Annotated in this window: 22 protein-coding genes; 11 read left to right on the top strand and 11 right to left on the bottom strand. The window is 54.4% G+C overall.

The window, feature by feature from the left end:
- Positions 1-4: 4 nt before the first annotated feature.
- Positions 5-1018, bottom strand: coding sequence for a LacI family DNA-binding transcriptional regulator (locus K5Y32_RS11575; protein ID WP_110867234.1), 1014 nt, complete (start codon positions 1016-1018; stop codon positions 5-7).
- Between the two features lie 405 nt (positions 1019-1423).
- Between K5Y32_RS11575 and K5Y32_RS11570 the strand changes: the two genes are divergently transcribed.
- From K5Y32_RS11570 to K5Y32_RS11560, 3 genes are all read left to right on the top strand, one after another.
- The gene (locus K5Y32_RS11570; protein WP_176972035.1) at positions 1424-2602 is read left to right on the top strand and encodes a Gfo/Idh/MocA family protein; all 1179 of its coding nucleotides are present in this window, start codon (positions 1424-1426) and stop codon (positions 2600-2602) included.
- An 8-nt stretch (positions 2603-2610) separates the two neighbouring features.
- Entirely contained in the window at positions 2611-3552 is a 942-nt protein-coding gene (locus K5Y32_RS11565; protein WP_101761122.1) for a sugar phosphate isomerase/epimerase, read from the top strand.
- A gap of 95 nt (positions 3553-3647) precedes the next feature.
- Positions 3648-3992, top strand: a complete 345-nt coding sequence (locus tag K5Y32_RS11560; RefSeq protein ID WP_222183907.1) for a helix-turn-helix transcriptional regulator — start codon at positions 3648-3650, stop codon at positions 3990-3992.
- Here K5Y32_RS11560 and K5Y32_RS11555 read toward each other — a convergent pair.
- The gene (locus K5Y32_RS11555; protein WP_222183906.1) at positions 3985-5175 is read right to left on the bottom strand and encodes an MFS transporter; all 1191 of its coding nucleotides are present in this window, start codon (positions 5173-5175) and stop codon (positions 3985-3987) included. The two genes, K5Y32_RS11560 and K5Y32_RS11555, sit on opposite strands and share 8 nt — an antisense overlap.
- 229 nt (positions 5176-5404) lie before the next feature.
- On the opposite strand from K5Y32_RS11555, the gene K5Y32_RS11550 reads away from it, so the two are divergent.
- Positions 5405-5938: a sterol desaturase family protein gene (locus K5Y32_RS11550; RefSeq protein WP_222183905.1), complete on the top strand. Its 534-nt coding sequence runs from the start codon at positions 5405-5407 to the stop codon at positions 5936-5938.
- On the opposite strand, the gene crtB is transcribed toward K5Y32_RS11550, so the two are convergent.
- Genes crtB through K5Y32_RS11525 form a run of 5 tightly spaced genes read right to left on the bottom strand, consistent with a single transcriptional unit; the run spans position 5877 to position 11644 of the window.
- The gene (gene crtB, locus K5Y32_RS11545; RefSeq protein ID WP_222183904.1) at positions 5877-6806 is read right to left on the bottom strand and encodes a 15-cis-phytoene synthase CrtB; all 930 of its coding nucleotides are present in this window, start codon (positions 6804-6806) and stop codon (positions 5877-5879) included. The two genes, K5Y32_RS11550 and crtB, sit on opposite strands and share 62 nt — an antisense overlap.
- A complete protein-coding gene (locus K5Y32_RS11540) occupies positions 6803-8284 on the bottom strand; it encodes a phytoene desaturase (protein WP_222183903.1) in 1482 nt (493 codons plus the stop codon). Before K5Y32_RS11540 ends, crtB begins: the two co-directional genes overlap by 4 nt.
- Positions 8281-9447 (bottom strand): lycopene beta-cyclase CrtY, encoded by a 1167-nt coding sequence (gene crtY / locus K5Y32_RS11535; protein WP_222183902.1) that lies wholly within the window; start codon positions 9445-9447, stop codon positions 8281-8283. Before crtY ends, K5Y32_RS11540 begins: the two co-directional genes overlap by 4 nt.
- Positions 9447-10724: a glycosyltransferase gene (locus K5Y32_RS11530; RefSeq protein WP_222183901.1), complete on the bottom strand. Its 1278-nt coding sequence runs from the start codon at positions 10722-10724 to the stop codon at positions 9447-9449. The genes crtY and K5Y32_RS11530 overlap by 1 nt, the downstream gene beginning before the upstream one ends.
- Before the next feature lie 14 nt (positions 10725-10738).
- Positions 10739-11644, bottom strand: coding sequence for a polyprenyl synthetase family protein (locus tag K5Y32_RS11525; RefSeq protein ID WP_101761112.1), 906 nt, complete (start codon positions 11642-11644; stop codon positions 10739-10741).
- 256 nt (positions 11645-11900) lie between these two features.
- Between K5Y32_RS11525 and K5Y32_RS11520 the strand changes: the two genes are divergently transcribed.
- The 4 genes from K5Y32_RS11520 to K5Y32_RS11505 all read left to right on the top strand — a co-directional run bounded on the left by K5Y32_RS11520 (position 11901) and on the right by K5Y32_RS11505 (position 15320).
- Positions 11901-12362 (top strand): helix-turn-helix domain-containing protein, encoded by a 462-nt coding sequence (locus tag K5Y32_RS11520; RefSeq protein ID WP_222183900.1) that lies wholly within the window; start codon positions 11901-11903, stop codon positions 12360-12362.
- Positions 12362-12937: a PIN domain-containing protein gene (locus K5Y32_RS11515; RefSeq protein ID WP_222183899.1), complete on the top strand. Its 576-nt coding sequence runs from the start codon at positions 12362-12364 to the stop codon at positions 12935-12937. Before K5Y32_RS11520 ends, K5Y32_RS11515 begins: the two co-directional genes overlap by 1 nt.
- A 141-nt stretch (positions 12938-13078) precedes the next feature.
- Positions 13079-14020, top strand: a complete 942-nt coding sequence (locus K5Y32_RS11510; protein ID WP_222183898.1) for a 2-hydroxyacid dehydrogenase — start codon at positions 13079-13081, stop codon at positions 14018-14020.
- A 118-nt stretch (positions 14021-14138) separates the two neighbouring features.
- The gene (locus tag K5Y32_RS11505) at positions 14139-15320 is read left to right on the top strand and encodes an FAD-binding oxidoreductase (protein ID WP_222183897.1); all 1182 of its coding nucleotides are present in this window, start codon (positions 14139-14141) and stop codon (positions 15318-15320) included.
- An 18-nt stretch (positions 15321-15338) separates the two neighbouring features.
- Here the strand turns inward: K5Y32_RS11505 and K5Y32_RS11500 are convergent, their stop codons facing one another.
- Positions 15339-16673: a PLP-dependent aminotransferase family protein gene (locus K5Y32_RS11500; RefSeq protein WP_222183896.1), complete on the bottom strand. Its 1335-nt coding sequence runs from the start codon at positions 16671-16673 to the stop codon at positions 15339-15341.
- A 143-nt stretch (positions 16674-16816) separates the two neighbouring features.
- Here K5Y32_RS11500 and K5Y32_RS11495 point away from each other — a divergent pair, with 143 nt between their 5' ends.
- The gene (locus K5Y32_RS11495; RefSeq protein WP_222184319.1) at positions 16817-17668 is read left to right on the top strand and encodes a DMT family transporter; all 852 of its coding nucleotides are present in this window, start codon (positions 16817-16819) and stop codon (positions 17666-17668) included.
- A gap of 46 nt (positions 17669-17714) precedes the next feature.
- On the opposite strand, the gene K5Y32_RS11490 is transcribed toward K5Y32_RS11495, so the two are convergent.
- Together K5Y32_RS11490 and K5Y32_RS11485 are read right to left on the bottom strand one after the other, a co-directional pair.
- Positions 17715-19142 (bottom strand): trehalose-6-phosphate synthase, encoded by a 1428-nt coding sequence (locus tag K5Y32_RS11490; protein WP_255602570.1) that lies wholly within the window; start codon positions 19140-19142, stop codon positions 17715-17717.
- A 108-nt stretch (positions 19143-19250) separates the two neighbouring features.
- Entirely contained in the window at positions 19251-19790 is a 540-nt protein-coding gene (locus tag K5Y32_RS11485; RefSeq protein ID WP_255602569.1) for a GNAT family N-acetyltransferase, read from the bottom strand.
- A 261-nt stretch (positions 19791-20051) separates the two neighbouring features.
- Here K5Y32_RS11485 and K5Y32_RS11480 point away from each other — a divergent pair, with 261 nt between their 5' ends.
- Positions 20052-20543, top strand: a complete 492-nt coding sequence (locus tag K5Y32_RS11480) for a GNAT family N-acetyltransferase (RefSeq protein ID WP_222183895.1) — start codon at positions 20052-20054, stop codon at positions 20541-20543.
- A 193-nt stretch (positions 20544-20736) separates the two neighbouring features.
- Here K5Y32_RS11480 and K5Y32_RS11475 read toward each other — a convergent pair whose 3' ends face one another.
- Positions 20737-21444, bottom strand: coding sequence for a phage antirepressor KilAC domain-containing protein (locus K5Y32_RS11475; RefSeq protein WP_222184313.1), 708 nt, complete (start codon positions 21442-21444; stop codon positions 20737-20739).
- Positions 21445-21780: 336 nt separating this feature from the next.
- On the opposite strand from K5Y32_RS11475, the gene K5Y32_RS11470 reads away from it, so the two are divergent.
- A complete protein-coding gene (locus K5Y32_RS11470) occupies positions 21781-22773 on the top strand; it encodes a glycosyltransferase family 32 protein (protein ID WP_222183894.1) in 993 nt (330 codons plus the stop codon).
- Positions 22774-22775 lie beyond the last annotated feature (2 nt).

Below are 22775 nucleotides of genomic sequence, written 5' to 3'. Positions count from 1 at the left end.
TACCTCACGGCTTCAGGTGAGAGCGTCGAATACGCAATTCTCCCTGAGACCAAACGCCACCCGGAGTGGCACGTTCATCAATCAACCGGTTCAGGGCTTCAGTGATGATCAAATCAATACGCTGACTGAAAGTGGTGAGCTGCCAGCTGGGCAAGCTGGCTTCATCGATGTCATCGAAACCCACCACCGCCATGAATTTGTTGCCTGCACCTTCGCGTAAGGCCGCCAGCGCGCCGAGCGCCAGCACATCGTTTTCGCAAAACAGCGCTTCAACCCGCTGATCGGGCGCGTGCGCGTTGAGATACTCAGTCAACGCCGCGTAGCTGCGTTCGCGGGCGTATTCACCGGCGGTGAGTAGCACTTCCAGCGCCAGGCCAGCTTGGTTCAGCGCAAGTTGCAGACCTTCCAAACGCAGCGTGTGATGGCTGCTGGTGGCCGGGCCCATCATGTACCCGATGCGCGTATAACCTTGCGCCAGCAGCAGTTCGCCCAGCTGTTTGCCCGCCTGCAAGCCATCGATATTGACCACTTCAATATCCGGCTCGTCATTGTTACGGCACACCTGCACCAGCGGAATGTGGTGCATTTCACGCGCCACGGCGACCAGCTCATCACTCAGCACCGTGCCGAGAAACAGCATGCCATCGACCTGCAGCTGATCGGCCAGCGACAGCACCGCGCGGTAGTTTTCACCGCTACCAATATTCAGCAGCAGCGCCATGTAGCCGCGCTGCTGTAGCTGGCGGGTGACGGTGTCGAGCATCAGCATCGAGTGCGGATTTTTAAGCTCGTCGATCACCACGCCAATAATCTGTGTCTTCTTCTGCGACAGGCTGCGGGCCAGCAGGTTAGGGCGATAACCCAGCTCGGTGGCAATCGCGATTACGCGTTCGCGCGCTTTCTCGGAAATTGACGCGCCGGGCGTAAAGGCACGCGATACCGTCCATTTCGAGACGCCAGCCAGTCTTGCCACATCGCTGGCGGTGGCTTTGTGGGATTTTGCGGTTGGTTTACTCATAGCACCTGCATAGGGGAAAAAGCGGAGACCCACAGCATTGAACGTGAAACCCAACGGAAAATAAACACCTAAGCGCACGCAATTGGCGTAAAGTGCGACAAATAACCCTGTTTTTAGGATGTTGCGATTATGTTTGATCTTTGCACCCGATTGCAACGTTTTTTGCAATCGGGTGCATTTCATTAACTTTTTGTGATCGATTTCGCTGATTTGCACTTTGCCAGATTGACTAAAAAGTCGTCTTAGCTGACATTTTGCTCACCACTACAAAGCAAATCTCGTTTTTACCTGTCGTGTGCAGCTTATTTTGCACCCGGTAGCAAAAAAGTAAAACGCTAAAAATTAATCTCTGATCTCTTACCTCAAACCATTTTGCACCCGAGTGCAAAATAAACAGGAGTTGTTATGCTCATCGGTGAAAAGAGTATTCCACGCCCACTGCGCTGGGCCATGATCGGTGGCGGCCGTCTCAGCCAGGTTGGTTATAAACACCGTTGCGGGGCGTTGCGAGATAACACGGCGTACCAGATGGTTGCCAGCGCCTTTGATATCGACGCCGAGCGTGGTCGCGATTTTGGTGTCAACTTAGGGCTCGATGCGGATCGCTGCTACGCCACTTATCAGCAGTTGCTGGCCGAAGAGGCGAAGCGTGCGGATGGCGTTGAAGTGGTTTCCATCGCCACACCAAACGGCACCCATTTTGAGATCACCAAAGCGGCATTGAATGCCGGTATTCATGTGATTTGTGAAAAGCCGCTGTTCTTCACCACCGCCGAAGCGCTGGAAATCAAAGCATTGGCGGCGGCAAAAGGGCTGATCGTTGGCGTGACATACGGTTTCTCCGGCCATCCGCTGCTGATGCAGATGCGCGCGATGATCGCCAATGGCGAAATCGGTGATGTGCGCATGGTGGAGCTGCAATACACCCACGGCTTTAGCGCCAATGACAGCGCCGACAAATTCAGCGAAGCGCAAAAATGGCGCGTCGATCCGAAGATTGCCGGTCCGTCGTTTGTGCTCGGCGATATCTCTACGCATACATTCTACATCTCCCAACTGGTGCTGCCAGAACTGAAAGTGAAATCACTGCTGTGCGATCGCCAGAGCTTTATTCCGTCGCGTGCGCCTCTGGAAGATAACGCCATGGTGCTGATGCATTACGACAACGGCGCGGTAGGACGCATGTGGGCCTCATCGATCAATGCCGGTTCGATGGATAGCCAAAGTATTCGCGTGATTGGTTCGCGCGCCAGTCTGGAGTGGAGCGACTACAACCCAGGTGAGCTGAAATATGAAGTGCAGGGCCAGCCGAATCAGATTATGCATCACGGAATGCCGTACCTGCATGAAAGCGCCTTGGCCGATGAGCGTCTGGGCGCGCTGCACACTGAAGGCCTGGCGGAATCCTGGGCCAATATCTATCTGAAATTTGCTATCGCCATCCACGCCACCCAACAGGGCGACCAAACCACGCTTGATAACCTGATCTATCCCGATATTAACGCCGGAATTGAAGGTGTGCGCTGGATCGAAAACTGCGTGCGTTCTGCGGACAACGGCGCGAGCTGGGTTAACTACGAATAAGGACTGCCATGAAACTTTCGTTTTGTACCGATAGCCTGGGTCATCTGCCGTTTGAACAGATGCTGGATAAGTTGCTGGAGCTGGGTGTTTACGGCGTTGAGATGACGACCGGCGGCTGGTCACCAGCGCCGCATCTGCGTACCGAAGCGTTGCTCGGCAGCGCCACGCAGCGTCAACAGTTGTTGCAGGCGCTGGAGAGCCGCGGCATGTCGATTGCGGCGCTGAATGTGTCGGGTAATCCGCTCGATCCAGGCGAATTAGGCAACAAACATAAGCGCGATACGGAAAACGCGCTGGCGCTGGCCGGAGAACTGGGGGTGAAGAAAATCGTCATGATGAGCGGCTTGCCGCCCGCCAGCCCGCACGACACCATTCCAAACTGGATCACTTACACCGTAAGTTGGCCGCCGACCTTGAAAAACTGCCTCGATTATCAGTGGAATGAAGTGGCGATCCCTTACTGGCTAGGGCTGGTGCAACGCGCTAAAGAGAGCGGCGTGGAGAAATTCGCGCTGGAGAATTTCAGTTCGATGCTGGTGTGGAATCCGGAAACCTTGTTCCGTCTGCGCGACGCGGTGGGTGAGATGGTGGGACTCAACCTCGATCCCAGCCATCTGCTGTGGATGGGCGCGGACCCGATTGCGGCAGCGCGCGCGCTCGGCCCGGCGATTCATCACTGTCACGGCAAAGATGTGCGTCTGGAGCGCGGGCTGGTGGATATCAACGGTCTGTTGGAAACCAAACCGGTGGAAGATGTCGCCAATCGCGCCTGGAACTATGTTGCCGTTGGTTGCGGCCAGGATCTGCAGTGGTGGAAAGAGTTCTTCTCGGTGGTACGCATGATGGGCTACAACGACTGGGTATCGCTGGAAATGGAAGATCTCACCATGTCGGTGGAAGCGGGCGTAACCTCCTCAATTGCGGCACTCAAGCAAACCCTTAGCCAGTAATGTCAATTCACGGCGGGCAACCGCTCGCCGTGTTCTGTACATCGAGCCTTGCCTGCCTGATAATCCGTGGTTCACCCACTATTAAGAGGCACGCCATGCTGGAAAAACATCCACAGCGCGACGAAATCAGGCTGGAGAATGTGCTGGCGGCGTTGGGCAACCCGATGCGCATGACGGTAATCAGCATTCTGGCGGACGGCGGCGAACATACTTGCGGATCGCTGCTGAAAGGCGTCTCCAAATCCACGTTGACCCATCACTGGCGCGTGCTGCGCGAAGGCGGCATTATCTGGCAGAAACCCTCTGGACGTGAAAACCTGCTGTCGTTGCGGCGCGACGATCTCGATGCCCGTTTCCCGGGTCTGCTTGATTCACTGCTAAGCGCCACCCAGCAAGATCCCCTGACCCGCACCACGCTGGACGATTTCCTGGTTAAATAACCCGCGCACGCCCAGCCAGCGTAGCCACAATCATCTGCAACCCCGCAATCACCAATAGCAGCATCAGCGGCCACTGCCAGTTGCCGCTGACATCATGCAGCAGGCCAAAACAGAGTGGGCCCAGCGCCGCTAATCCGTAACCAACGCACTGTGCCATGCCCGACAATTTCGACGCCTGCAAATGATCATGGGTGCGCAGATTAAACAGCGACAGGCAAATCACCATTGATGCACCGGCGCCCAGTCCCGCCAGAATCAGCCACAGCAGCGCGTATTGCGGTGCCATTAATAGTCCCGCGACGGCGATAAAAATCGATAGCGATGCGAGAAAACCAATCGTCCGCTGATCGTGCATTTTTTTCAGTGCGCTCATGCAGGCCAGGTTCGAAACGATGGCCACAATTTGATAGACAAACAGCATGCCACCCGCTTCCAGCTGGCTAATGCCGCTGTCTTGCGCAAAAGGCGTAAACCAGCCGATCAAGGTGTAAAACACCAGCGACTGGCAGGCCATAAACAGCGAAACCTGCCAGCCTAAGGCCGCGCGCCACGGTGAGCGTGTTGATGTGCTATTGGCGCTGTTATTTGTCTGAGATGCAGGCTTTTTCAGATAAGGCAGCCAGGCCAACAGAGCGATAATCGCCGGAATCAGCCACACCGCCAATGAGAGTCGCCAACCCGCGCGACTCAGCTCAGCCAGCGGCACCACCACGCCCGATGCAATGCTGGCGGTGATCGCCATGGTCATCGCGTACAAGCCAACATATCGCGCGGTGTGTTCGGTGAAATCACGCTTAATCAGCGGCGGCAGCAGCACGTTGGCCGCCGCAATCCCCGAGCTCAGGATGATCGTTCCCACCCACAACGCATTTTCACTGCCGCTGATACGCAGAATCGATCCCAGCGTGATGAGCAGCAATGCGCCCCATAAACTGCGCTCAAGACCAAAACGGTTGCCGAACCATGCTGCGGGTGGTGCTAAGGTAGCGAACATCAATAGCGGCAAGAAGTTGATCACGCCCGCCGCACTGGCGCTCAAGCCAAACGTCAGACGGATGTTTTCCAGCACCGGGCCAACCGCGGTAATAGGCGTGCGCAAGTTGGCCGCTGTCAGCAGCAGTAAGAACAGGAAAAAACCAGAACGACGCAGAGCAGGATTCGCAGATAAAACGGTATGGGTCATATTTTCGCACCATAGCAATGAGGCAGAGCGAGTCTGCTTATGGTGCGTTGGTTGACGTTAACGCTTACGCAGCGGCGATTAACTGCTGAAAGGAGGGCAATACTAACGAGTGAGTGGGGAGATGTAAAGTCGACGGATTATCGAGTGCGGTCATATTAAATTTGTCGCTTGCGCCATCGCTCATCCGCGTCCACCTTTAGTATTTCCCTTTTCCACAAATGGACGAACAATGATCTGGTTATGGAACGTGCTTATCTTGCTGGCAACCGTGGTGGTGATGGAAATCGTCGCGGCGATGTCGCATAAATACATCATGCACGGTTGGGGTTGGGGCTGGCATTTGTCGCATCACGAACCGCACAGCGGCAAGTTTGAACTTAACGATCTGTATGCGGTGGTGTTTGCGGTGCTGGCGATCGTGCTGATCTATGTCGGCGTGCAAGGCATGTGGCCGCTGCAGTGGATTGGTGCCGGGATGACGACCTACGGCGCGCTTTACTTCATGGTGCACGATGGCCTGGTGCATCAACGCTGGCCGTTTCGCTATATCCCGCGCAATGGCTATCTCAAGCGCTTATACATGGCGCACCGCATGCATCATGCAGTGCGCGGGCGTGAAGGCTGCGTGTCGTTTGGTTTCCTCTACGCGCCACCGCTCAATAAGCTGCAAGCCACGCTGCGTCAGCGCCACGGGAGAAAAATCAACGAGGACGCTGCCACAGACCAGCCGGACGTGGCGTCGGACGAGCCACACGCGAAGTGATCGCCAGGCCGGCCCCTTTCACCAGCAGCGCCAGTTTTTCGCCGCGGCTGGTGCGCTGTCGTGAATCCCAGGCGTGAACACCGGCGTGCTGAACTTTCACCCCGATTTCGCGATAAACACCGCGTGCCGTCGCGATGGCCCACGCCGAGCGCAGCGGCAAACCCGGCAAGCCGGACCGCGCTGAGTGATAATAGGGTTCCGCTTCCGTCACTAAACGCGCTGCCAGCGTGGCCAGCGCCGCACGATGTTGCGGTGCTGTCAGCGTATCGGCGCGTAATCCCGCCTGATCGAGCCAGGATTGCGGCAGATAGCAGCGACCATTTTCGGCATCTTCGACGATATCGCGCGCAATGTTAGTGAGCTGGAACGCCAGGCCTAAATCGCAGGCGTGATCGAGCACCGCTTCGTCGCGCACGCCCATTACGCGCGCCATCATCAAACCGACTACGCCCGCGACGTGATAGCAGTAACGCAGCGTATCGTCGAAGCTGGCATAGTGTTCGTCGCGGGCATCCATGGCGAAGCCTTCCAGATGATCAAACGCCAATTGCTGCGGCAGTTGGTGAATAATCGCCACTTCCTGAAACGCTTTAAACGCCGGTTCATCCATGTGCGCGCCGCTGTAGGCGCGGCGCGTTTCAATCTGCAGGTGCTGCATGCGTGCCTGTGCATCTTCGACGGCATGCTGCGTGCCGCCTTCGCCCAGCGTTTGCCCATCAATCACATCGTCGCAATGACGACACCATGCATACAGCATCAGCGTGCTGCGGCGTGTCGGTGCATCAAACAGCTTGGCGGCGGTGGCGAAACTCTTCGAGCCCACCGCCATGGTTTGTGTCACTTGCTCGAGTAAAGGCTGTCGATTCATTCAGCGCGATCCTCCAGCATCAGCTGAGCGGTGGCCTTGGCGGAACCAATTACGCCGGGCACGCCCGCGCCTGGATGCGTACCCGCACCCACCAGATAGAGATTGCTGATATCGGCATCGCGGTTATGCGGTCGGAACCAGGCGCTTTGCGTCAAAATTGGCTCCAGCGAAAACGCCGAGCCGTGATGGGCATGCAGCGTGTCGCGAAAATCAAACGGCGTAAACATTCTGTGTGTCACTAATTGCTGACGTAATCCCGGCATGTAGTGCTGCTCCAGATAAGCAAAAATTCGATCGCGCAAGCGCGGTCCTTCCTGTTGCCAGTCGATGTCAGCGGTGCCGAGATGCGGCACCGGCGCTAACACATAAAAGCTGCCGCAGCCGGGTGGTGCCAGCGACGGATCGCTGCTGCAGGGCGCGTGCAGGTAGAGTGAAAAATCCTCTGCCAGTTGGCTGCTATTAAAAATCTCATCAATCAATTCGCGATAGCGCGGACCAAAACAGACGGTGTGATGCGCGAGCTGTTCATGCGGTTGATTAAGGCCAAAATAGAGCACAAACAGCGAGTTGCTCATGCGCTTACGCTTGAGCGATGTCGCACGTTTCTTAGCCTTCGGATGATGGCGCAGCAGTTTGTCGTAGGTATGCACCACGTCGGCATTGGAGGCTACGGCTGCGGCATCGAAGCGTCGTCCATCCTTTAACTGGACGCCGCTAATCTGACTGCCACTGGTTTCCAGCTGGCTCACTTCGGCATTCAATAACAGTTCGCCGCCCAAATCCTCAAACAGCCGCGCCATGCCATTTACCAGCGCGCCCGTGCCGCCGCGCGGAAACCACACGCCCCATTCACGCTCCAGCGCATGAATTAAGGTATAGATCGATGACGTTGCAAAAGGATTACCGCCCACCAGCAATGAGTGGAAGGAGAACGCCTGCCGCAGGTGATCGTCCTGAATAAATTTCGCCACCATGCTGTAGACGCTGCGCCACGCCTGCAAACGTCCCAGCTGCGGTGCAACACGCAGCATGTCACGCACCTGCAGAAACGGCACCGTGCCGAGTTTCAGATAACCCTCTTTGAATACCTCGCGCGAATAGGCGAGGAACTGACGATAACCGGCGACATCCTGTGGATTGAAGGTCGCGATCTGCTGCTCCAGCAGCGGCTGATTGTTGTCATAGTCGAGCTGTTTGCCATCTTCCCAGCACAGGCGATAGAAGGGCGTGACCGGCATCAGCTCGACGTAATCGCTTAGCGATTTTCCCGCCAGCGTGAACAACTCTTCGATAGCGCTGGGATCGGTGATCACCGTGGGCCCGGCATCAAAGGTAAAGCCGCTATCTTCAAACACATAGGCGCGTCCGCCCGGTTTGTCGCGCTGCTCGAGTAAGGTGGTTGGTATGCCCGCCGCTTGCAGGCGAATCGCCAGCGCCAGGCCGCCAAAGCCTGCGCCAATCACATAAGTGCGTTTCATTTTTTCTTCCCTGGTTCGACAGAATTCAACAGCGCGCGCAGCGCTTCACCGATGGGCACCGGCGGCTTGCCGCAAAGAATCCGCGCTTTATCATGTAGACGGAGTTGTCCGGCATAAAAGCGGCTAATTAACCCGGCATTGAGCCGGTAAAAACGTTGCATTACACGCCAGCGCTGCTGCGGCTTTCCGGCCAAAAACAGCATGCGGTTCAGCAGGCGGAAAAATCGCTGCTCGCGCCACTGCTGACGGGCAAAGCGTTCGATGTGTTGACTGAGCGTGCGGGCATCGGTGGGCAACAGCGTGGCTATCAACTCCGCCAGCGCCACGGCGGACGGTAAAGAATAACCGGTTGTCGCGTGAAACAGTCCGGCGCGCAGGCCGCTGCATGGCTGGCCGCGCTGCTGTTGCCAGAATCGATCAATATCGCCGCTCAGGGTAATCGGTAATATGCCATGCTCTTCACGCAGCAGCGTGCCAGGCCGCCAACCTTGCTGTTTAGCATAGTCAGCGATGTGCTGACGAGCGGAGTTCTCCGCCAGCGTAGGTTGATTAACGTAATGGGTATCTTCTATCAGTAACCGATCGGCACTGAGCGGCAGCGTGTAGACAAACCGATAGCCCGCTTGTTGATCGACGGTGGCATCCATCAGGATCGGCTGCTGCAGGCCGTGCGGCTGCGCCAGCTTCCACTCTTGTCCGAGAAACACCTGATAGCCCAGCTGCAGATGCGGCGTTGGCTGCAGGCCGCGGCCATCAATCACCACCTGCGCATCAAGTTTACGGCCATCCGCCAGCGTCACCTGTGTGGGTTTTACCTGTTTAACGGCAGCATTTGTCCACAGATCGTCACCCATCGCCGCGAGTAGATGCCGGGCAAAATCGCCTGACGCGATGGAACAATAATCCCCGTCCAGGTTGCGGCGCAACGCGGGAAAACGCACCTGATAGCCAGGCCAACGCGCCGTGATCAGCGGCTGCAGCCAGCGCAGCTGATCGGCGCTAAGATCGCTCTGATGAAATGACCAGGTATGATTGCCTGCCGGATGTGCGTCGCTCTCCAGCAACAGGCATTTGAGCTGCGGCTGCAGTTGCCGCAGACGCAGCGCAATCAAACCGTTTGCCAGTCCGGCACCGACCAGAATCACATCGTAGTGCGCACGCATCAGGTGGCCTCCGCCAGCACAACTTGTTGCTGGCACAGCGCTTGTTCGACGATGTCGGCCGCACGCTGGCAACCGCCTGCGCGCTGCAACTGTGCCTGTATCGCTGACATCCGTAACGCGTAGCGATCGTCGGTAAGTAATTGTCGCAGATGCTGCTCCAGTTGATGAACGCGGTTAAAGCGCGATGCGCGCCGTCCAACGCCATGCCACTCAATGCGCGCTGCCACGCCGGGTTGATCAAAGGCAATGGGCAGCGCCAGCATTGGCGTACCGCATTCCAGTGCTTCCAGCGCGCTGTTTAATCCGGCATGAGTAATAAAAAGCTGCGCGTGTTGCAGGGCGGCACGTTGATCGACAAAATCCGTCACCCACGCCGCACCAGCCAGTTGCAACTTGTGCACCTGATCGGCGTTCAATCCCCCACAATGAGCGATCACCAGAGAAAGTTGCTGGCGGCGGCACGCCTGTGCCAGATGCAAAAACAGGCGGAAGCGATGGCCTTGCAGCGTACCCAGCGAGGCGTAAACCACCGGCTGGCGCAGCGCCGGCCAGGGCGCATTGAGCGGCGCTGCCGCAAGCGGCGCGCGCAGTTGTCCGACGGCGTGATAGCAGGCCGGCAGTTGCTGACGCGGAAAATCAAAGGCGGGCACCATCTGGCTGATTTGTGCCAGCGGTGAAAGGCACTGATGCAATCCGCGCCGCTCCGTCAAATTGAACGCCCGCGCGTGTTTGAGGATGACGTCGCCGTAACGACGCATGATGCGATCATAGATATCGCTGCTAGCCTGAAAACGTTTCAGCGCTTTTTCATCCTGAGCATAACGGAAGGGCATCACCGGCAGCGGAATGCTGGCTTCACGATTGACCGGCAAGGCGCAGGCTACCGAAACAAACGGCAGATGCAGCGCTTCAGCGACCAATCCGCCTGCTGCTTCCATTTCATCGGCGATCACACCATCAATGTTCAATGATTTCAGTACCGCTGGCAGTTCGCGGCACAGCATATCGGTGCAGGAGGCGAGATCGTTGATTACGCGAAACAGCGACAGGCCGCCCGGCGAAGCCAGCCGATGCAGTACGGGCGCCAGCGAACCGGCCGGATGCGTTTGCTGGCCTACTGCAACGAAATTAATGCGTTCGTCGCTGAGCAAAGTGCGGGCGTCGGCTTGCTGGATGAAGGTGATGCGATGGCCACGCGCCAGCAGCGTTTGTGCTAACGCCTGCAACGCGTGAAAGTGGCTATAAAGCGGCGGCGCGATCACCGCAAAGTGGCCCAACGGCTTAGCCGCGCTCAGTTGAACATCGCTAGCTGTTGATTAAACAGCGCGTGCATGTATTGGCGAGTGGCGATGCCGCGATGGCAGGCGCAGGCAAGGTGTGCATCGGCGCTGCGCAGATGATCGCGCAGACGACGTTCTGCGCCGTCAGCCCCGAGCATCTGTACCAGCGTGGATTTACCCTGATCCTGATGCACATCTTTGCCGGTGTGTTTGCAGCCGTCGGCGAGGTCGTCGAGCAGCTGAAATGCCTGGCCCAGATCCTGAGCAAAGAAGCTAAGACGTTGCCGCACCTGCGGTGAAGCGTCAGCGGCAATCGCCGCCATTTGCAGCGTGGCGCGAAACAGCACGCTGGTTTTCAGTTCATTGGTCAAGGCGATCGCTTCCGGACTGCGGCTCTGGGTGCCGTCGTGCAGATCCTGAAACTGCCCTTGCACTAATCCCTGCAGGCCCACGGCGGCGGAGAGTTCGGCAATCGCTTCAGATTTGTGCACCGCAGGCAAATCGGGTGCAATGGCAATCACTTCAAATGCGCGGCTCAGCAGCGCGACGGCGGCGAGAATCGCCACGTTTTCACCAAACTCGCGATGCACGGTTGGGCGACCACGGCGCATCTGCGCGTTATCCATTGACGGGATGTCATCCAAAATCAGCGATGCCGCGTGCACCATTTCCACGGCACAGGCGAGATCGAGAATGCCATTTTGCGTCAGCTCGCAACCCATATCGCGCGCTGCCAGCATCAGTAATAAAGGACGGATGCGCTTGCCCTGCGCCAGCGTACCGGCACGCATCGCGGCACGCACGCGATCGCTTTGCTGTCCTGCAGGCAGTAAATGTTCGAGATGCGCCTGTAAAATTTGCTGCAGCTGAAGCAGTTCGCTTGTCTGATGCGCTGTGCTATCGACATGGGTGGTCATAATGGCTATCCATGGTTGATGAAATTATTATGCTTTTTGATTAACCGTAGACTGCGGAAGGTGAGTTTGCCAGCGAGGGCAGCGTGGTTAAACCACTCCAAACCCGATAATGGATGAGAATTACGTAGAGAAGTAATGCTCAAGCGTCGGCTAAAGAGAGAGCATTTCGTTTATTTCGAATATTGATTGTTTCGTTTATTGCGATTATCATTCGGTGACTGCAATTTGAAACCACAAACTATCAATTGGAAAACGCATGAAACACACAATTCTGGATAGCTTGAGCCTTCCGGCTCCGAAGGAGATTGAGGCCGCTTTGCGTGGGCAGAGGGAGCTCGCAACTTATCTATCCACCAAGCAGGAAACGCAAAAAATATCGATTCAGGATGCGCACAACGAAACTCATCAGATTGAGCTGCCAACGTCTGCCCTGACACTACTCATGGCTGTTTTGGGCGAGTTGGCGGTGGGAAATGCGGTTCAGGTTGTGCCTGTTCACGCTGAATTAACTACGCAGGAAGCGGCAAATATTTTAAACGTTTCACGCCCGCATTTGGTGAAACTGTTAGAGCAAGGTCAGCTTCCGTACCATAAAACAGGTCGCCATCGTCGCGTGCTTTTTGCGGATCTTATGCAGTTTAAAGACAAGCGTGCGCAAGAGAGCAATGATGCAATGCAGGAATTGGCAGACCAGGGACAGGATCTCAATTTCTACTGATGAACCATTCACCCTATGCCGTGGTACTGGATGCATGTGTGTTGTATCCATCCATACTGCGCGATGTACTGCTTCGCCTCGGTCTGACGGGGCTCTACCAGCCAAAATGGACGGCCACCATTCAGGATGAATGGAAGCGTAATTTACGCACTAACAGACCAGATATTGCTGAAGATCAGTTGGCGCGCACGCAGACATTGATGAATAAAGCGCTTCCAGATGCAATGGTATCGGGATTTGAACCGCTTATTTCTGGCATTACATTACCTGATTCCAATGACTGCCATGTTGTCGCTGCCGCTATACGGTGTAAAGCTGAAGTGATTGTCACAATGAACCTGAAGGATTTCCCGAGAAAACTCATGGCTGAATTTGAAATTGAAGCTCTTCATCCTGACGAATTCATCATGGATCTGTTCGACTTAAATCAGGCGCTGGTTTTGAAGGCAGTGAATGCGCAACGCGCGAGTTTTAGACAACCAGCAATGGGCGTTACGGTTTATCTGGATTCGTTATTACGCCAGGGTTTACCGATGACAGTAAGCGCATTAGATAAGTTTCGTTTTCTCATTTAGCAACGATTAAATCATTACGCTGCTGCACGGCATGCCATCTATTTCCGCGTGATCTTATCGGCGAAAAAAGTAACAGCAACGCCGTAACATAAATAACTCCGTTAGGCTGGTGGTAAATAAATACCGCTAATGGAAAATAAAATGACGAATACTAAACCTGCCGTGCTGATTATTCAGCCGCTAATGCCGCAGTTAGATGAAAAGCTCACGCAACATTTCCATTGCCATCGTTTATATGAGCAGCATGACGCAATGCTATTTATCCAGCAGCATGGCAAAGCGATCAACGCCATTGTTACGCGCGGCGATGTCGGGGTGGAAACTGCACTGCTGGAGCAACTGCCGGAATGTAAAGCCATTGCGGTATTCGGCGTCGGCACCGATCGTATCGACCTCAAATATATTGCTGCACAGGATATTCAGGTCAGCATTACTCGTGACATTCTGACTGATGATGTCGCCGATTTGGCCATGACGTTAACGCTGGCGTTCTCGCGCAATTTGGTGGCTTACCATCAGTTTGCGAAATCCGGGGCATGGGAAAATAACGGCGTTGAACTCTCCAGCCGTGCCAGCGGAAAAAGAATCGGTATCGCTGGGTTGGGCGCAATTGGTTTAGCCATTGCGCGCCGTGCCGAAGCCTTTGGTATGGAAGTGGCGTATACCGCGCGTTCGGCGAAAGACGTCAGCTATAAGCGCTGTGACACCATCGAACAACTCGCCGCCTTTAGCGATTTTCTGGTGCTGGCACTGCCGGGCAGTAAAGAGAATTTGCAGCTGGTCAACGCGAAGGTGCTGGCGGCGCTCGGCAAAGAAGGCGTAGTCATCAACATCGCGCGTGGCACGGTAATCAATGAACCCGATCTAATCGCTGCCTTGCAGCAGGGAATCATTAAAGGGGCGGCGCTGGATGTTTATCCGGATGAGCCGAAAATTAATTCCGCGCTGCGTGAACTGGATAATGTGCTGTTAACGCCGCATATTGCCAGCGCAACCCACGAAACGCGTGCGCAAATGACCAATAATGTGCTGGAGAATTTACTGGCCTATTTTGCCGATGGGAAGATTCTGACATCGGTATAATTTAAACATCCGGATTAAGATGAAATTCTTATATCCTGCGCAATAATCCCTATTTAGCCATAGCAATTTTCGCTCGGCCAGGCTGTTATGATATCGGCACTTAATTCAGGAGCCCATCATGACAGCACAGAAAATTGCAATTATTGGCGGCGGCGTTATCGGATTAGCGGTGGCGCGCGCCTTGGCGTTGCAGGGCGTTGACGTCACCGTTTTCGAACAACAACACATTGGTGCGGGCACCAGCAGCACCACGTTTGCCTGGGTGAACTCCAATGGCAAACAGCCGCAAAGTTATCACCTGCTTAATGCGCTCTCGATGGAAGAGCATCTCAAACTGCAGCACGCGCAGCCGAACGGGTTGCGCTGGCTGGAAACCGGCGGTACATGGGAATGGGCCGCCGAAGGCGATGCGCAGCAACGTTTGCTGCAGCGCGCCACGTCGCTGCAATCGGCGGGTTACGCGGCGCGTCAAGCGTCGCCCGCAGATGTGCTGCGTGATATTCCGGAGCTGCGGGCGCAGGCCATCAGCGGCAGCGTGTGGCATTTCCCAACCGAATCGGTGCTGCATCCGGCGCTCTATCTGGCGCGCTTATGGTCAGAAGCCAAAGCGCGCGGCGCGGTGCTGTACCAGCATCAGCGCATCAATAGCATCAGCGAAAGTGCCGATCGGGTTACGCTGCAGCTGGAAAACGGTGAGCAGTGGCAGGGCGATCGTATCGTGTTAGCCACCGGACGCTGGGCCAATCAGCTGCTGAATTCACTGGGACTCAATCTGGCGTTGCTGGATACCAGCAAACCGAACGCGGTGGCTTGTAGTTTTCTGGTGCGCACCGCGCCGCAGCCGCTGTCGCTCAATGCCAACCTTATCTCTCCGCAACTCAACGTACGCCCGGACGGCGGCGGACGTTTGCTGCTGCAAGCCTTAGAGCTGGATCACCTGGCCGATTCTGCTGCGCCACCCTCAATCACCAGCGACATCGCCGCGCAGTTCCGCGAGCGTTATTACGCGCTGTTTGCGGATGCGGGCGAGTTGCAGATTGAACAGATTGTGGTGGGGCAACGCGCACGACCTGCCGATGGTTTACCGGCGCTGGGCTATGTCACAGCGCATCATCGCGTCTATGTGGCGGTGACACACAGCGGTATCACCCTTTCGCCATTGATTGGCAAGCTGGTGGCTGAAGAGCTGATCGGTGATGTGGCAAGTGAGCTGCTGAGCGATTTCCGTCCGCAGCGTCTGCTGGGCAAAAGCGTGGAAGCGTTTGCGCCCATTAAGCGTAATTTCCCGGCGGCGCAATAACGCGATGAGACTGTGTTTTTATAGGTCTCTTTCATAATCGATAGTCTCTTTCACCGCCGCCACGGCAAGCCGCAGTTTATCCTTGCTGACCGATCCCAACGCAAGACGAATGGCATGCGGCACATTGATTGAGGTACTGAACGGTTCAGCCGAAGATACCGAGATCTGCTGGTGGATTAAACGCTGTACCACCCGTTCAGCCCTGACTTCGCATGGCAACGGTAGCCAGAGAAAATAAGAGTTGGGATGGCTGATAAAATCCTCGGGCGCAAGAATCTGGCGGGCGATCGACTGGCGTTCACGAGCATCCCGTCTTTTCAGTGTTTCCAGACGTTTGATCGTCCCATCCTTAATCCAGCCACACACTAACGAGACCATCAGAGAAGGGGTATTCCACGTAGTGGCACGAATAGCGCGCTCAAGCGCTGCACGCATGCCAGCGGGGCAGACGACGGCGCCGACGCGCAACCCGGTAGCGATATTTTTCGCAAAGCCGGTTACATAAAGTGTCCTTTCAGGGGCATAAAAAGCCATTGGCGGCGGCGGACGAGGCACCAGATAAGCATAGGCGGCATCCTCAATTACCAGAAGATCAAATGTTCGGGCAATCAGGGCGAGCTCTCTGCGCTGAGCAGCACCCAGAACCCAGCCAAGCGGGTTGTGCAACGTAGGCATGGTATAAATCGCACGGACGCGTCTGCGCTGACAAATCTGTTTTAATGCATTGAAATCAGGACCGTCTGGCCCAGCAGGTATGGCGGCAAGTTCAAGATGATAAAGCGCCGCCAGCGCCTTAAAGCCGGGATAAATCAACGCGTCTACCGCCACAACATCGCCGGGTTTTAGCAATCCCATCACCGCAATGGTAAGGCCGTGCTGTGCGCCATTGACAATCAGAACGCCATCAGCCGAAGGCGTGATCCCGGTTGAGCTAAGCCATGATGCAATGGTATGCCGGTCGCTCTCTTTCCCGGCATGCGGCTGATAACGCAGCAGCGATTCAATATCCCCCGCATTGGAGAGATTGCGCAGGGCATCGCGCAGGCGATCGGCCTGATCGGGCAATGCGGGATAATTGAAATTGAGGTCCACCACATCGGTTGCAACCACATGCTGATCGACACCGAGACCCAGAGGCAAAGAAATTTCCCGGACGAAAGTCCCGCGTCCGGTTTCACCGCTGACCAGCCCGATTGTTTCAAGTTCAGCGTAGACGCGTGTAGCGGTTGCTAGTGAGATCCGTCTTTCCGCCGCCAGCGCGCGATGGGTTGGCAGGCGCGTGCCTGCCGACAATTCTCCGCTGCGTATAGCCGCTGCGTATTCGTCAACCACATCCTTATAACGTGCTCTCACCGAATGTATCCATGACAATATTTTGATTGTTCTGGATCATGGCGTTTATCCTCCGTAGCGTCAATTCATGAAGGAGTAAATTGCCTTCACTCAGCTACTGAAAGAGGTTTAACGTGGTGATACAAAAGACGCGTCCTGAGGCAATGTCAGGTTGGCTCAACGGCCTGGTGGGTGTGATTATTTTCAGCGGATCGCTACCAGCAACGCGCATTGCCGTTCAGGACATCGACCCGTTTTTCCTGACTTTTATCCGCGCATCGATAGCGGGTGTGTTGGCGCTCATGTTGATCTGTTTGTTTAAGGTAAAGCGACCTGATCCCAGCCAACTCTTCTCACTCTTGAGCGTCTCTTTGGGCGTGGTGATCGGTTTTCCGTTGCTGACCGCCATGGCTTTGCAGCACGTAACTTCGTCACATTCGATCGTTTTCCTCGGGTTGCTTCCGCTAGCAACCGCCGTCTTTGGCGTCATTCGTGGTGGTGAACGACCGCGACGCGCTTTCTGGCTCTTTTCCCTCTGCGGCAGTTTGCTGGTTGTGGGCTTTGCGTTTTCTCATCTTGCTGCCGTATTACTCAAAGGCGATCTGCTGATGCTCGCGTCAGTGATCATCTGCGGCCTGGGCTATGCCGAAGGGGCAAAACTGTCGCGTGAGCTGGGAGGCTGGCAAGTGATTAGTTGGGCGCTGATTATTTCACTGCCTTTTGTGTTGATCGCGTCATATTTGACCTTGCCTGAATCCCTGAGCCACATCAGCACTTCAGCCTGGCTTGCGCTGGGCTATGTCTCGCTTTTCAGTATGCTGATTGGTTTTATCTTCTGGTACAAAGGGCTCGCTATTGGTGGAATTGCCGCTGTCGGGCAACTACAGTTGCTCCAGCCATTTTTTGGACTGGGTCTGTCGGCTTCGTTGCTGCACGAGAGCGTCAGCCCGCTGATGATAGCTGTCACGCTTGGCGTCATTCTCTGCGTCATCGGTTCGCGAAAATTTGCGCGTTAAAGTTCATGCATGTTGGCCGCCCGCAGGCGGCCTCTTGCATATTGGATTAATAACGCAGTCGCCCACTAAAACCATTGGAAATCAGCGCACCCGACTTTAGCGTTAAATCACATTCCTGCTCTCGCGGCTGCAGCGCGTTGATGAAGCTTTCGGCCCATTTGTGGCAATCATGCAGATGCAGATTTTTTATCAGGCTGGCGTGACGTTCGCGACGCACCGAAAGCGGCATGATAAGCGCGGTATGAATGGCATCGGCGATGGCGTCGGGATCGTAGGGATTCACCAATAGCGCGCCCTGCATCTGTTCGGCGGCGCCGGCAAACTGCGACAGAATCAGCACGCCGGGATTGGCATGATCCTGCACCGCCACATAGGTTTTCGCCATCAAACTCATCCCGGCTATCAGCGGTGTGACCAGCGCCACGCGCGCCGCACGGTAAAATCCGCACAGTTCTTCATGCGAATAATGGTTGCTCAAATAACTCACCGGATACCAGTTCAGCTCGCCATGCACGCCGTTCATTTCGCCGCAGCGGGTTTCTAAATCGCGCGACAATTCCTTGATGCGATGGCTGTAACCTGACGCCGCAGAAGCCAGCTGCACCATGGAAAACTTGTGGTGATACTCCTCGTGTTGACGCAGTAAAACTTCTATCGCGCTGATGCGGTAGGGCGTGCCGGTGCTGTCGTCAAAATGGCCGCCGCTGAGGATCAGATTCTCCGGTAAGGTTTCGCGACATTGCTGCTCCATATACTGGCAGCTGTTGCTTTCGGCAAGCGCGCTGGTTTCCACGGTATCAATTCCCACCGGGAAAACGCCTACGCGAATCTGGCGACCATGAATACGCAGCGTGTAAGGCGTTTGACGTTCGCAACGGAAGCGGGATTCAACCCAGGCGGTGAAATTGTTCATGTCATGAGTGGTCTGGAAACCAATCAAATCGGCGCACAGTAATGAATCGGCCAGATAGCGCCAGTTCGGCACCGATTCGAAGGATTGTCCCGCCGGGAAAGGCTGATGGAAAAAGAAGCCGATACGATTTATCAGGCCGGCATCGCGCAGCATTTTAATGCTGGGAGTCAGGTGATAATCCTGCAGCCAAATATCATCATCAGGCATGGCATATTCACTGATGGCGCGCGTATAGGTTTCATTCAGTTTCATATAACCGATTTGGCTGCTGGTGGAAAAACGCGCCATATCGGGGCGCTGATGAAATACCGGCCACAATCCCTGATGAATATATTGATGATAACCTTCTTCATATTCTGCTTTGGTTAAGCGGAATGTCAGTGTGTCGAATGCTTTGCCGCTAGTAAAATTTAGCTCACGATGAGGTTCAGTGGTAAAAGATTCAAACTCGCCACTCCACTTCACCCACATGCCACCGCGACGCGTCAATATGCTTTCATAAATGTTAGAAAGCGTTGAGTGATTATTTTGATTGTGTGATACCAAAATCAAGCCTGACATAGTTTTGACCCGTTGCTTAATCTGCCCATGAATAGTTGGCAGAGAATTTAAAAGAGGTTGGCGCAGTAGATATTGCAGCATGCCGCTCATGATTTACGCTCACAGGCGTTAATGGATTGGTGCGTGTTGACCGCTAACGTTATGCGGATGAACCTGCACAACGTGCATTTCCGGCATATTTTCAATCGGTTTGAAGCCATTCTTCATCAGGAATAGTGAGGCGTCGCTGCCCCAGCCAATGACAGTTTGGCTCTTCAGCATCGCCGGATGTGTCAGGCAGCAGCTCAGCAACCATGATCCCAATCCGATAAAACGGTATTCCGGGGAAATATAAATATCCCGGATAATTGCGGTACCGGCTAAATCGGTGACGATACGCGCGAAACCAATCTGGCGTTCATTACGGTAAACACCAAAACACAGGCTGCCGCGCAACGCTAAGGCAATATGTCGCTTATCGCTATCGTGATGGCTCAATGTCGAAAATAAGAAGTGAGTATTCAGTAACCTTTTATCTGTGTTGATCGAGAACACACCTTTAAACCATTTGCGGGGTGACAACATTTTAATGCGTTGTTGTTCTGCCAGGTCAGCAACCGCCGATACGCTATTAATTGAACCAATGTTAGTGAGTTCGATACTTTTCATCTCGCGCTACCTCTCCGAATCCTTCAGGGCTGTCGATGAAATTAATCTAGCCGACCAACCCGTAAAAATGTCGTAAAAAAGGCGCTGAGAGTTATAAAAATTTAATAGATTTTATTTAGAGTTGGGGAAAGGGCTGGAGTAAATATTCTAACGGTCGCCATGAATGGCGACCCTACGGTTTGAGGGGCGTATTTGTGCGCAATGGAACATTTGGCCTGTTAGAATGACCGCCGTTCAGAGGGGAATCGAAGAGGTTGAGTTGTGTCGACGTTAGTGTTTAGAGAAGCCAGGCTGGCAGATGTGGATCGTTGTTATGCGATCGAAATTGAGGCTTACGAAGGGGATGAAGCCGCCACGCGTGAAAAAATTGCCACCCGCATTGCGCAGTATCCGCAGGGGTTTTTATGTCTGGAAACCGACGGCAAGGTGATTGGTTTTATCAACGCCGGATGCGCGTGGGATGTGGTGATGTCGGATGAAGCGTTCAAAGAGTTAATCGGGCATGATCCTGCGGCACCCAACGCCGTGATTATGTCGGTGGTGCTTGATCCCGCTTATCAGGGCAAAGGTTATGCGTCGCTGCTGATGCGCCAGTTTATCAACCTGATGAAGAACATGGATAAGCGCACCATTCATCTGATGTGCAAAACCCAGCACGTTGAGCTGTATAAACAATGGGGCTATCACTACGTCAAACCGTCCGAGTCAGACCACGGCGGCATGGCGTGGCATGAGATGCTGATGACACTGTAATTCACTGAGTAAACATCTATAGCGTATTACCGCTCGTTTAAGCGATGAAATGCATATGTATGCCGGTGCGCATGAATGCGCACCCTACGAAATCCAATGCCAAACCGCTGTAGGGTTGCCATTCATGGCGACCAATTCACGCTTAACTAACATGAGGCAAAAACATTGCCCCGCGACGATGCCTGCGCACATCCTACGCAGCCACACCTTTCGGCTGAGCCGACAGATGTCCCGCCCATAAACTGGCCACCCATTTCACGCCTTTGGCGGTGAAACGCGCTTGGGAGAAAGCATGCTGATTCTCGCCACGTCCAGAGCGCAGGGTGAAATATCCCGCCTGTATATGGTGCTGCTGCGGTGCCAGCATGCCTTTTTCGCGATACATGATGTTGCGTTCTAACAAAAACTCACGAAACTCAGTTTCCTTCACCTTCAACATCTTGCACAGCTGACGAAAGCCGAGTGAATCTTCGATCTCGACAAAGCGATCAAAAAATTCAGCCTTAGGTGCCGACAACGCCAGTTGCTGCTCAGCCGCCCGGCGCTGCTCAAATTGCTCCGCCCAGGCGCGGGCCGCTTCCGCCGGATTGGTGAAATCAGGCAGATGGGTAAATTGTTCGCGCTGCTGCCAAAGATCGAGTATTTCCGCAGTGAAGCCAGGCGAAAGCCGGGCAACGGCAAGTAATGAATCGCGCTTGTTAAGATGAAACTCCTGACGCACTTCACCCTGATGCTCATAGAGATTCACCGTCAAAGGCTGGGAAAGACGCTGTGCGGTTTCCAGGCTTTTCACCAGGCGCTTCACTTCGCCGTGCGTAATACCCGTGACATGGGAAATTTCGCGGCTGCTCATCATCATTGATGCATTCAAAGCAGACAGACTTTCCGTTGAGATCATCATCATTATCACCTCTTGCAGACTTACTCAGCCTTGTAGCTGTTGAATAAGTATACGCAACACTGTTTATATATCCAGTATTATTTTTAACCGTTCACCTAAGATGTTCAGCTTTGCGTAACGTTTCACAAAGTCAGATCCCGCAAACCCGGCGCTCTACGTATTCTCTTAAAGTGAGTTTTTAGCGGTTTATTAAATTGTCGCGCTGAGTACTGTTTGATAATTTTGAGCCAATTTTCCGGGCTTTTGTCGGCTTTCTGCAGCATTAGGTGCAGGGCTGATGTGTGCCTTTTTAACAGCAATAAGTAGTTAACTGGCGGCTGTGCTGCTGGAGAAACGATGAAAAAGAATAAATTCAAAACCCATCTGGTTTCATTAGGTTTACTGGCGGAAAAAAAGCTGACCAAACGCAGAACGCTGCCTGATTACAATCCTGCCGCAGAGCAGGATATTAATTTGGTTGCACGCCAGACCGCGCCCGCTGCCATTCCGCGTCAGATTTGGATGTACTGGGAAAGTGAAACGCTGCCGAAAGAAGTGCAGATTTTTGTCGATAAAATCGTGCGTGAAAATCCCGCCTATCAAGTAACCGTCATCAATAACCTGAATATTCAGCACTATCTGCCCGATCTGCACTTCGTGCATCAGGATATGCGACCTTCACATAAAAGTGACGTGATTCGGCTGGAACTGCTGCATCGCTATGGCGGAATCTGGATGGATGCCACCATCATTCTCAACCGCACAATGGACGAATTGCTGGCGGTGAATATTCACGATGAGTATGACCTGATCGCCTTTTACCGCGACAGTTCGACGCTGGATAAAGCCTATCCGGTGATTGAATCCTGGTTCCTGGCCGCGCCGAAAAATAACGCCTTTATTGCACGCTGGCTGCACTTTTTCCGTCCGATTGTTGAAGTGGGTGCCGACGAATTTTTCCGTCGTCTACTCGCGCTGCCCAATTACGAAACCATTGTTCAGGGCATCACGCCACCGGATTATCTGGTGGTGTATATCGCCCAGCAGCAGGCGCTGCGTGAGAACAATCAGTACAACTTCTATCTGCGTAAATGCGAAGCCAGCGCGTTGCTGTATCAAAGTTTGGTAGAGTGGCGTCCGGTAAAGCTGAGCCGCATGCTGATGGTGGATCGTCTGCCGGCAGTGTTGCCGCCGCTAACCAAACTGACGGGATTTGATCGCAAATATCTCGACACCAACCTGAAATATGGCGTGGTAAACAAAGACAGCTTGTTGGGTCAGATTCTGTTAACCAGCCAGAAGGGCACCCACCCGCAGACACCGGTTCCGGCGCTGACCAGCAAGGCCTAACG

The organism is Pantoea sp. DY-15 (genome assembly GCF_019795935.1).
GTDB lineage: Bacteria > Pseudomonadota > Gammaproteobacteria > Enterobacterales > Enterobacteriaceae > Pantoea > Pantoea leporis.
Note: the sequence above shows the minus strand (reverse complement) of the source record. Positions and strands in the feature narration are given on the sequence as shown.